This window comes from Streptomyces sp. NPDC048111 (assembly GCF_043202815.1).
GTDB lineage: Bacteria > Actinomycetota > Actinomycetes > Streptomycetales > Streptomycetaceae > Streptomyces.
In genome coordinates this window covers 90,039-100,755 of sequence record NZ_JBIDBD010000022.1, presented here as the reverse complement: position 1 = coordinate 100,755, position 10,717 = coordinate 90,039, and the positions used below count along the sequence as shown (strand labels likewise).

9 protein-coding genes are annotated in these 10,717 nt (G+C 70.4%); 5 read left to right on the top strand and 4 right to left on the bottom strand.

Annotated features, from left to right (window positions below; translation table 11 throughout):
* Positions 1–97: 97 nt before the first annotated feature.
* Positions 98–451, bottom strand: coding sequence for a hypothetical protein (locus tag ACGF3I_RS27150; protein ID WP_393136383.1), 354 nt, complete (start codon positions 449–451; stop codon positions 98–100).
* Between the two features lie 281 nt (positions 452–732).
* On the opposite strand from ACGF3I_RS27150, the gene ACGF3I_RS27145 reads away from it, so the two are divergent.
* Both ACGF3I_RS27145 and ACGF3I_RS27140 read left to right on the top strand, forming a co-directional pair.
* Positions 733–3,141 (top strand): ATP-binding protein, encoded by a 2,409-nt coding sequence (locus ACGF3I_RS27145; RefSeq protein WP_393136381.1) that lies wholly within the window; start codon positions 733–735, stop codon positions 3,139–3,141.
* A 209-nt stretch (positions 3,142–3,350) separates the two neighbouring features.
* Positions 3,351–4,361, top strand: a complete 1,011-nt coding sequence (locus ACGF3I_RS27140; RefSeq protein WP_393136379.1) for an aldo/keto reductase — start codon at positions 3,351–3,353, stop codon at positions 4,359–4,361.
* Between the two features lie 107 nt (positions 4,362–4,468).
* Here the strand turns inward: ACGF3I_RS27140 and ACGF3I_RS27135 are convergent, their stop codons facing one another.
* Entirely contained in the window at positions 4,469–5,644 is a 1,176-nt protein-coding gene (locus ACGF3I_RS27135; RefSeq protein ID WP_393136377.1) for a PP2C family protein-serine/threonine phosphatase, read from the bottom strand.
* A gap of 61 nt (positions 5,645–5,705) precedes the next feature.
* Here ACGF3I_RS27135 and ACGF3I_RS27130 point away from each other — a divergent pair, with 61 nt between their 5' ends.
* The 3 genes from ACGF3I_RS27130 to ACGF3I_RS27120 all read left to right on the top strand — a co-directional run bounded on the left by ACGF3I_RS27130 (position 5,706) and on the right by ACGF3I_RS27120 (position 9,127).
* The gene (locus tag ACGF3I_RS27130) at positions 5,706–6,254 is read left to right on the top strand and encodes a MarR family winged helix-turn-helix transcriptional regulator (RefSeq protein ID WP_393136375.1); all 549 of its coding nucleotides are present in this window, start codon (positions 5,706–5,708) and stop codon (positions 6,252–6,254) included.
* Positions 6,255–6,863: 609 nt separating this feature from the next.
* Entirely contained in the window at positions 6,864–7,718 is an 855-nt protein-coding gene (locus ACGF3I_RS27125; RefSeq protein WP_393136373.1) for an STAS domain-containing protein, read from the top strand.
* A gap of 209 nt (positions 7,719–7,927) precedes the next feature.
* Positions 7,928–9,127: a PP2C family protein-serine/threonine phosphatase gene (locus ACGF3I_RS27120; RefSeq protein ID WP_393136371.1), complete on the top strand. Its 1,200-nt coding sequence runs from the start codon at positions 7,928–7,930 to the stop codon at positions 9,125–9,127.
* Positions 9,128–9,191: 64 nt separating this feature from the next.
* Here ACGF3I_RS27120 and ACGF3I_RS27115 read toward each other — a convergent pair whose 3' ends face one another.
* The gene (locus tag ACGF3I_RS27115; protein WP_393136369.1) at positions 9,192–9,758 is read right to left on the bottom strand and encodes a MarR family winged helix-turn-helix transcriptional regulator; all 567 of its coding nucleotides are present in this window, start codon (positions 9,756–9,758) and stop codon (positions 9,192–9,194) included.
* A gap of 264 nt (positions 9,759–10,022) precedes the next feature.
* A complete protein-coding gene (locus ACGF3I_RS27110; RefSeq protein WP_393136367.1) occupies positions 10,023–10,601 on the bottom strand; it encodes a dihydrofolate reductase family protein in 579 nt (192 codons plus the stop codon).
* Positions 10,602–10,717 lie beyond the last annotated feature (116 nt).

Sequence of the window (10,717 nt, the reverse complement as noted above, 5' to 3'; positions counted from 1 at the left end):
CGCCCGCCGCCCCCCGCCCGCGCCCCCCCCCCCCCCCCCCCCCCCCCCCCCCCCCCCCCCCCCCCCCCCCCCCCCCCCCCCCCCCCGGTCCGGTCGCTCAACCCACCTGCGTGTAGTCCCCGATGATCTCGTCCCCGAGGTTGCACCAGGCGGTGCTCTCCGCGCTGGCCCACACCCAGGGGCCGTAGTGGATGTACTTGTAGCCGCCGAGGGTCTCGCACGTGATCACTTCGCGGTAGCGGCCCGAGTTGCACCAGGTCTTGTTCCCGTGGTGACCCGCGCTGCCGAACACCCGCTGACCCCAGCACGATGCCTGTGCCGAGTTGCTGGTCGGCTGGGCGGTGTTCGCCGATGCGCCGCTGTCCGCCAGTGCGTTCGGCGCGATGGACAGCGCTCCTGCTACGACGAGCGCCGTCGTCGCCACGGTCCTTGCGATCCGGCCTTTGATCATGCTGGTCTCCCGTTCGGCAGTGAGAGGTGCAGTGGTGGTGTCGTCCCGTCCGCGCCATGGCCGGGCACAGGATCAACAGCCCATGGGGAACTGGGGGTTGAGGGTGCGCGTCCTGCCCGGTGGGACGCATTCGATGCTGCCGTCCGGCCCCTGTCACCGACAGGACGTCCAGCGGACGTTCAGCGGACGTTGTGCCGGATCGGCCAGAGTCCCCAGGGGAGGGAGGGCCGGGTGGCGCGGGGTCGCGCGGTCCAGGCCTCTGGGATGAGGAGGAGGAGGACATGCCGGAGCGGTTCGACACGGTGCTGCGCAGCTACAGGCGGCGAGCGGGCCTGACCCAGGAGGAGTTGGCGGACCGGGCCGGATTGTCGGCCCGGACGATCCGCGCGCTGGAACGCGGGCAGGGTCGGGTGCCCCGTGTCGCCTCGGTGCGGGAGGTCGCGAAGGCGCTCGAACTGGGGGCGGACGACCAGCAGCACCTCCTCGCCACGGCCTCCGCCGAAGAGTTCGAGGGGGCGTTGGGCACCGGCCCCCTGGGGCCCCGGCAGTATCTGCCGTACGACACACCGGACTTCACGGGACGTACCGCAGAAGTGAGGCGGCTCGCGGACCTCCTCGGCGGCGGCACGAACGCCGTCGTGGTGTCGGCGATCGACGGCATGGCGGGCGTCGGCAAGACCACGCTCGCGGTGCACGCCGCCCATCTCATGGCCGACAGGTTCCCGGACGGCCAGTTCTACTGCGACCTCCACGGCTTCACCCCCGGGCACGCGCCCACGGCACCCGCGTCGGCGCTGGAGGCACTGCTGCGCATGGCCGGTGTCGACGGCGCCCGGATTCCACACTCCCTTCAGGAGCGGTCGGCGCTGTGGCGTACGACGCTGTCGGGCCGGCGGGCGCTGGTGGTCCTGGACAACGCCGCCGACGCCGAGCAGGTACGACAGTTGATGCCCGGCTCCGCCTCATGCGCGGTGCTGGTGACCTCGCGGCGCCGCCTCCTGGCCCTGGAGGGCGCCGTCCCGCTGTCGCTCGGTGTGCTGACGGAGGCGGACGCGCGGGCGCTCGTGGTCCGGATCGCGGGGCGCAGCCGGGTCGGCGACGCGTCCGAGGCGGTCGCCGAGATCGCCGAGCTGTGCGGACACCTCCCGTTGGCCATCCGGATGGCCGCGGCCCGGCTCGCGCACCGGCCCGCTTGGACGGCGGAAGATCTCGTCTCCGAACTCCGCGCGGGCTCCCACGCGAGCGGCGACAGCGGCGACGGGAACGCGGTCAGCACGGCCTTCGCCCTTTCCTACGCGCGCCTGAGCCCCGACCTGCAACGGCTGTTCCGGCTCCTCGGGCTGCACCCTGGCGGCGACTTCGACGCGTACGCGGCCGCCGCGCTGGCGGGCACGGACGAGGCGACGGCGCGGCAGGGCCTTGAGGAACTCGTCGACGTACACCTGCTGGAACAATACGTCCCCCACCGCTACCAGTTGCACGACCTCCTGCGCCGGCACACCCAGGAGATCCTGCGCGAGAGCGAGCCACCCGCGCGGCAGGACGAGGCGGAGCTGCGGCTCCTCGACCACTACCTCCGCACCGCGCTCGACGCCCGCCGCGTGGTGGCCCCGGGCCAAAGACTGCTCGCCTTCGAGATCGACCGGCCATCCGTCGACGTCCCGGACGTGAGCGACCGAGCAACGGCGTTGGCCTGGTACGAGGCCGAGCACGCGAACCTCGTCGCGCTGACCACCAGCGCCGCCGCCCGGGGCCGCAACGAGCACGTCTGGCGGTACGCCCACGTCCTCCAGCACTTCTTCGACATCCGCGGCCGCACCCTGGACTGGGTCGCCACCCACGAACTGGCCCTGGCCGCCGTCGAGAACCTGGACAACCGTCTGGCCCACGCCGAGATCCTCACCAGCCTCGCCATCGCCTGCTGGTACGCCGGGCGCCACGAGGACGCCTTCGGTCGGGGCATGGAGGCTCTGGCTCTGTGCCGCGAGATCGACGATGCGTGGGGCGAAGCCGTCCTGCTCACCAACTTCGGTATCGCACAAGGTGCGTTGGGGCAGCACGAGGCGGCGATCGACCTCCACGAGCAGGCCCTGGCTCTCCATGCCGACCTCGACGCTCCCTGGGGTGAGGCCCTGAGCCTGACGAGCCTGGGCTCCGTATATGCCCGACTCGGGCGCACCGCCGAGGCCCTCGACCACCACCAACGCGCCCTCGACCGCTACCGGGGCATCGGTGACCCGTGGGGCGAGGCATTGACCCTCACGAACATCGGCACCGGACACCGGGAGCTGGGACAGTTCGGCGAGGCTGTCCGCCACCATGCGCGAGCCCTGGCACTGAGCCGCAGGACGGGCGACCGGCGCGCCGAGAGCGAGATCCTCAACGACCTCGGCGCCACGTACCGGGCCATCGGCGACCACGAGGCTGCCTCCCGTCGCCGCCACGAGCGGGCGCTGCACATCGCCCGTGCGATCGACAACAGCCCGCAGATAGTCCGCGCCCACCAGGGCCTCGCCCACGCCCTCAGCAAGGACGACCCCCGCGCCGCGCGCGCCCACGCCGAGCACGCTCTCGCGATCCACGGCGAGCTCACCGCCCCCGAGACCGCGGAACTCGCCGCCCGGGTCAACGCTCTGGGTGAGGGTGAGGGTGAGGGTGAGGGTGAGGGTGAGGGTGAGGGTGAGGGGTAGATCCGGGGGTTCGGGGTCGGGGTCGGGGCCCCGGAGCCGAGGCCGGCCGGACGGAGAGCCGGATCAGGGCCGGATCAGGGCCGGCCGGAACCCGAACCGGTAGAGAGCTGACAGCGCGCATACGCCCCGGACCAGGTCCCCGGCCTACTCCGTATTGCGGACCGAGACGTATTTGCGTTGGGGCGCACTCCAACTCCTAGGTTCGGCGCATGAGATACATCAAACTCGGTGCGACCGGACTGGAAGTCTCCGCCATCACCCTCGGCTGTATGAGCTTCGGCGAGCCGGATCGGGGCGGCGAGCGCTGGTCCCTGGGCGTGGACGCCAGCCGGGACATCATCAAGCAGGCACTGGAAAGCGGCGTCAACTTCCTCGACACGGCCAATGGGTACAGCGCCGGCAGCAGCGAGGAGATCGTCGGCCAGGCGGTCAAGGACTTCACGCGGCGCGAGGAGGTCGTCCTCGCCACCAAGGTCTGGATGCGGATGCGCCCCGGCCCGAACGGCGCCGGGCTGTCCCGCAAGGCGATCTTCGCCGAACTCGACGCCTCCCTGAAGCGACTGGGGACCGACTACATCGACCTGTACCAGATCCACCGCTGGGACTACGGCACTCCGATCGAGGAAACCCTCGAAGCGCTGCACGACGCCGTCAAGTCCGGGAAGGTCCGTTACATCGGAGCCTCGTCCATGTACGCCTGGCAGTTCGCCAAGGCCCTCTTCCTGGCGGACCTGCACGGCTGGACCAGATTCGTGTCGATGCAGGACCACTACAACCTCATCCACCGCGAAGCAGAGCGGGAGATGCTTCCGCTCTGCGCCGACCAGGGCATCGGCGTGATCTCGTGGAGCCCGCTGGCGCGGGGCAGGCTGACACGGGTGCGGGACACCACCACGGCGCGTGCCGAGACCGACGAGGGCGGCAGGATCCTCTACCGCGACGAGGACCAGGCGGTGGCCGAGCGCGTCCACGAGATCGCGGGCAGGCGCGGCCTGTCCGCGGCCCAGGTCGCCCTGGCCTGGGTCATGCGCAACCCGGTCGTGACCTCGCCCATCGTCGGAGTCACCAAGCCGTCCCAACTGACGGACGCGCTCGCCGCGGTGGACGTCGCACTCGACGATGACGAGGCGGCCTACCTGGAGGAGCCGTACCAGCCGCACGGGGCCGCGTATCTGGAGGAGTCCTTCTACAAGGCGCGCCCTACGGCCAACTCCCGGTAGCCCGGGCCGCTGCCCGGGCCGGAACCCAAGTCGCAGGGGGCTCGTCGCTCACAGCGCGGCCGGGTGTGCAACCCGCCCTTCACGGGCACCCCGTGGCGTAAGCCCCGTCAGTCCGTGTTCGGGCGTCCATTCCAGTCGAGGCAGACGACCATGGCGTCGTCGTCCGCGTCGATGGGGCCGCGGTGGCCGGCGAGTTCCTGGAGGACGGCGCGGGGGACCTGGGAGGCGGGAAGGAGGCGGGTGTTGGTGAGGGCTCGCACCAGGGCCTTCTCGCTGTAGCGCTCGCCGCCCGGGGAGGCGACGTTGTAGACGCCGTCGCTGACGAAGACGAGGCGGTCGCCGGGCTCCACGTGGAACGGCTCGGTCGAGTACGGCGTGTCCTCGAACATGCCGAGCGGCATCTGCGCCTCGACGTGGATCTGCTCCGCCTTGCCCTGCCGCAGGCGCCACATGCGGGGGGAGCCGGCGTCGACGATCTGCGTCTGTCCCGTGTCGAGGTCGAAGCGGAGCAGCAGGGTGGAGAGGTAGGCATGGCCGTGGTAGTGGCCGTAGATCGCCTGGTCGGCGAGGCATGCCTGGTCGGACAGGGACAGCCCGGCGCGGCGGGCGTTGCGCAGGGCGTTGACCGCCAGGTTGGTCAGGAGTGCGGCTTCGATGCCTTCGCCCATGCCGTTGGTGATGACCAGGGTGAGGTGGTTGGCCGAGGAGGACCAGTCGAAGTTGTCGCCGTAGATCGCGTAGGCGGGCTCCAGTTGGGCTCCGATCTCATACTCCGGGCGTGAGCAGGAACGGCCGGGCAACAGTTGCCACTGCATCTCGGCGGCCAGGGTCAGGCGGTTGGCGCGCCGCGCCTGGAGGTAGACGTCGGTGTCGCGCTCGCCCACGACGATCTCGTGCCCGAGGACCTCGGCGACGTCCGTGAGCTCCTGCTCCGCCTCGGCGTCGTACCCCTCCTGCGGCAGCGTCACGGCGAGGACGCCGACGCGGTCCCCGCGCACGCTGATGGGCAGGTGGGCGGTCAGCCGGCCCGTGCGGTCGTCCGGCACGACGTAGGGTTGCTGGGCACCGAACGCTCGCCCCGGTGAGCTGGTGTGGACAGGGATCGGCTCGGCGGTGTAGGGAAGCTCGCTGACCGGTTGCAGTATGGTCATCGCGTAGTCGGCCATGAGCAGGTCGACGGAGACGGCTCCGTAGTGCGTGGCAAGAGCGTCCTGCACCGCTTGCAGCAGAGCGTGCGGTGCCGCCCGGCGCAGCGCGCGTTCCGTCGCCGTGAATCTGTCCACCGTTCGGATACCGCCTATTCGAGAAGATGCAGATGATGCAGAGGAGCAGGAGGGTCTTTTCGTGGCTCAGCGACTGCCAAGACGGCTGAAGACCGTGCCTGTTGAGGGCGGAAACTTCGACGAGGACCCCGTCGACCACCAGGGGGCAGCCGCGTTCGCGGCCCGCGAGGTCATCGAAGTGCTCGAGGTGCTGTGGGGCCAGAGCCGGGACCTGGCGCCGACGGCTCCGGTCTCGACCTCTCAGCTGCGGGTTCTGTACATTCTCGCCGATAACGACGGCATCAACCTCCGCGCCCTGGGCGAGGAGCTGGGTTCGGCCCCTTCCTCGGTGAGCCGCATGTGCGACCGCCTCCACGCTCTCGACTTCATCGAGCGGACCCCCAGCTCGGCCAGCCGGCGAGAGGTCGAGCTGCGCCTGTCCAGCAAAGGCGTGCGCTACCTCGGGGAGCTCAGGACGCGAAGGGAAGCGTCGTTGGCCGAAGTGGTCGCCCGCATGACGCCCGCCGAACAGTCCGCTTTCGCGCAGGGGCTGGCCTGCTTCCGTTCGGCGGTGCTGCGCGAGAAGGGCGCCCCTGGTTCCGTACGCGACGAGTCGGCGGGCACGGCCTGACGCCGGCTTGAGGGTGGTGCGCCACCAGGTTCACAGTCGTCGGTCCTCCACCAAGGGCTCGCGGCGCACGTACGTCCGCGGGCCGGACCTAGATTGCGGCTCGTCGCCACTGTTGTCAAATGGCAAGTGTTGCCCGACGGAAAGTGTGGACGACCCCGCTTCGGCCCGTACGCCGCGCGGCGAGCCGCCTGCTAGGGGCCGGGCGTTCACGCACTCCAGAAGCGTCGAACCTCCGTCCGCTTCCTGCTGTCGCTCTTGAGGTGGACTCCGGCTCTCGGCGTTGACTCCAGGCGCTGTCCTCGCCCGACAGGTGCTGCCCCCCCGCCCGGCAGATGCTCCCCCCGGCCCCAGCAGGCGCTGTGCCACCGCCTGACGATCACGCCAGGCGTGAGGAGGGGGGTGCGCGAAGGGGGCGTGCGCTGGCCCACGGAAGGTCGGCCCTGCCCCCTCTCAAGTCGGGCCTGTCGCCGAGGTGTTGGCCGGCCGCCTTTCCCGTTCGCTTGGCGCGTGCGTATATTTGTCACCCGACAATAGTTTGCCGACGACGCATATATCGGTGGAACGCTGCGGGCATCCGCGGGACGCGCAGGGCCGATGAAGGGGATCCGGGTGGGGAGCAGCGAGGCCGTGGTGCGTCAGCGCGTGGGGGAGGTGTTGCGGGCGCACGCCGACAAGGTGGCCGACCGGTGGGTCGAGCTGCAGCTGGCACACGACGAGCCGGGGATCGGCATGGCCGAGCGCGCCTTGCGCGAGGAGGCCGCCCCGCTGATCGCCGCCCTCGCCGCGGGGCTGGACACCGCCCTGCCGGTGTCCCGGGTGGTGGACGCGCACGGGGAGCTGCGCCGAGCGATCGTTGATCTCTCGCTGCGCCGGGCGCGGGGCGGGGCCACGCCGACCGCGACGGCGCTGGCCGTCCTGGCCCTCAAGGAGGCCGTGCTGGCGGCGGTGCAGAGTGCGACGGACGACGTGGACGAGTTGTTCGCGGCCGTCCTGCTGGTCAACCGGCTGCTGGACGCGGCCGGGGTGTTGTCGTTCGACACGTATGTCCAGGGTCGGGAGGACGTCATCCGTACGCAGAACCGGCAGCTCGTCGAGCTGTCGACGCCGGTGGTGCGGGTGTGGCGGCACGTTCTGGCCGTCCCGCTGATCGGCGCCCTCGACACGGCACGTGCTCAGGTCGTGATGGAGAACCTGTTGCAGGCGATCCAGGAACACGAGGCGCAGGTCGCGATCATCGACATCACGGGCGTACCGACGGTGGACACGGAGGTGGCCCACCACCTGGTACTGACTGCCAACGCCGTGCGCCTGATGGGTGCGGAGTGCGTCATCAGCGGCGTCCGTCCGCCGATCGCGCAGACCATCGCGCAGCTGGGCATCGACCTGTCGAAGGTCCTCACGCGTGCCGGCCTGGCGGACGCGCTGTCCGAGGCGATCAGGTTGACCTCGGACGCGGCGCAATAGGGTGCGGCGCCGGGCCGAGCCCACCTCTGCGAGTCGAGCTGCCATCCTTGTCTGCCGGATACCATTGCCGGGCGGCAATATTTTTCATCACGGCACCCGCCGGTGGACTTCCGCCGAGATGTGAGGAAGATGGGTGCGGTCGATGAACAAGCCGTGTTGTTCCGCCCGTCGGCGGCCGGGCGCGTTCGTTCGTGTGAGGGAAGAGGGCCATGAACAGGCAAGCGGCAGGTTGGCTCGGCCTCGCGGAGGGCGCCCTCAGACAGGCGCCCCCGACGGCCCTCCTGTCCGCGACACGGTCCGTGCTGGCCGAGTGTGTAGGGGCCCGGGACGTGACGCTCCTCCTCGCCGACTACGGCCTCACCGTTCTCCAGCCCGTGACGGATCTGCCTCATACGGGTGAGGCGACCGCCGTCGACGGCGGCAGCGCCGCCGGCCGTGCCTTCACCGCCGGAGCACCCGTCGTGGAAGTCACCGACGAGCCGGGCATGGTGCTGGTGCACGTGCCGATCACGGTTCGGGGCGACCGACTCGGCGTCCTCTCCGTCCATCTCCCCGAGTCGGCCACCCAGGACGCGCCGCGCGTGCTGGAACTCGCCGCCTTCGCCACGGCCCTGGGACACGAACTGCTCGTCGCCGAGCGCGACACCGACCTCTACCTCCAGGCCCGCCGCCGCAGACGCCTCACACTCGCCGCCGAAATGCAGTGGCAGCTCCTGCCCGGACGCGGCTTCGCCCACGACGAATTCACCCTGGGCGCCCACCTGGAACCGGCCTATGCGGTCGGCGGTGACAACTTCGACTGGACCATCACCGACGACGCGCTCACCCTCACGGTCACCGACGGCCAGGGGCAGGGCATTCAGGCGGCCCTCCTCACCAACCTCACGGTCAACGCCCTGCGCAACGCCCGCCGCGCCGGCATCTCCCTGGAGGACCAGGCCTGCCTCGCCGACCAGGCGGTCTACGGCGAGTACGGGGGCAAGCTGTCGGCGCCCACCCTCCTGCTCCGCATCGAGCTGGCGACGGGTCGTACCCAGGTCGTCGACGCCGGGTCCCCCCAGCTGTTCCGCCTGCGCGGGCATGTCGTGGAACGCGTTCACCTCGACGCCCAGCTGCCGCTCGGGATGTTCGAGGAGACCCAGTACCACACGGAACAGTTCGCACTCGATCCCGGCGACCGTCTCATCATCGTCAGCAGTGGCGTCCACGCCGCCCAGAACGACGGCAGCCATCCCTTCGGCGAACAAGCGCTCCGAGAGACCATCGCCGCCGCTCGTGGTGGCTCGGCCTACGAAACGGCGCGTGCCGTGGTGGACGGGCTGATGCAGTACCACGGGGGCGAAGAACTGCCCAGCGACGCGGCGGTCGTCTGCCTGGACTGGCGAGGAAGGCGGGCGTCGGCGAGCTGAACGTCCGGCAGGCCGGGCTTACGGGCGCGCGTATACGGGTGCGGGTCCGCGTGCACAGCGGGCTTCAGGGCCCGGAGACCGAGCCGTCGGCGGCCCCCGTGCCCTCGGCAGTCTCCGTGTTCTCGTTGATTGCCGCACCCTCGCCGGTCCCTGTGCCTTCGGCGGCTGCTACACCCTCGGCCGTCTCCGCGGCTTCGGTGAAGGCTCGCAGCCCCGCGAGAAGCGAGCCCCGCTGAGCCGCGGGCACCCTGTGGAGAACCTTGCCGATGGCCGCCAGACGAAGCTCGGACACGGCTTCCAGCACGTCCCGGCCGTGCGAAGTCAGGGACAGCTCGATCTCGCGACGGTTGGTCGAGGTACGCCGGCGGGCCAGGAGCCCGGCTGCCTCCAGTCGGTCGCACAGCCGACTGGCGGCGGGGGGAGTGGCACCGATACGGTCCGCCAGGCCGGTGAGATTGATGCCCGGGTGCCGGCGGGCGGCCGACAGGGCCTCCAGCTGGAGGCCGGACAGGCGCGGGACGACCGATTTCGCCGCCCCGTTCCAGGCGATGATCAGTGCTTCCGCGGCTTCGGACACCTGCTGGGCAACGGCATGCAGGGAATCGTCATCCGAGGATTCCGCACGGTCCATGTGGCCGTCTCTCCCACTGAGCAGGTGCACGTCTCCTTCCGGAGCTCATCCCTTTCGCCATCAGGCGCTCCCCGAACGGTCACCCCCTAATATGCCCTTGCTGGCGGAACTATGCCTGTTCACGTGGGCTGCCGTGCGGCCGGCTGCGAACGTGCCGTCAAGCGTGCCTGGCGCCACCGCGACTGGAGCGCTTCCGCGCCGCGCCGTCAGCCCGGGCGCGAGCGGGCACCAATCCGGCACATGGAACGGTGCCGTTCCGAAGGCTCACGCGACGGCGCTGCGGGTGTAGGTCTGCACGGCCACGCCGGTGTCGAACGTGCGGGATTCGGTGAGTGTGAACGATGTAGGGGCGAAGGGGCCGTCGAACAGCGGGATGCCGGCGCCCAGGACGACGGGGTTGCGTTTGATGATCAGCTCGTCGATCTCCGGCAGAAGCTGGGCCGCCAGCTTGCCGCCACCGCACAGCCAAATCCCCTGCCCCTCCTGCTGTTTGAGGCCGCGCACGAATGCGGCCGCGTCCCCGGAAACGATGTTGACCCGCGGGTCCTGGGAGGCGAGGGAGCGGGAGAACACGTACTGCTCCAGGTGCGGGTACGGACTGCTGATGCCGAGGGAGAGACCCGGCTCGTACGAGGCGCGGCCCATCAGGACCGTGTCGAAGCGCTTGTTCGGCACTCCGTCCAGGCCCAGGGGCCCGCGGCCGTGCACGGGAATGGTCTCGGGATATTCGGTCAGGATCTCCTGCACGATGTCGCCCTCGAAGCCGAAGAAGTCGAACTCGCCCTGGGGGCCGGCTATGAAGCCGTCGAGGGTCGCCGCGATGTAATAAGTGAGCGGTCGCACAAGAATGCTCGTCTCTGCTGTGGCGCACGACCGCCCTGGTGCAGGCCGTACACAAGATCGGCTGGGCCCCCAGTATGCGGAGCAACTGAGGTGCGGACAACGGACCGAGGCGTGAT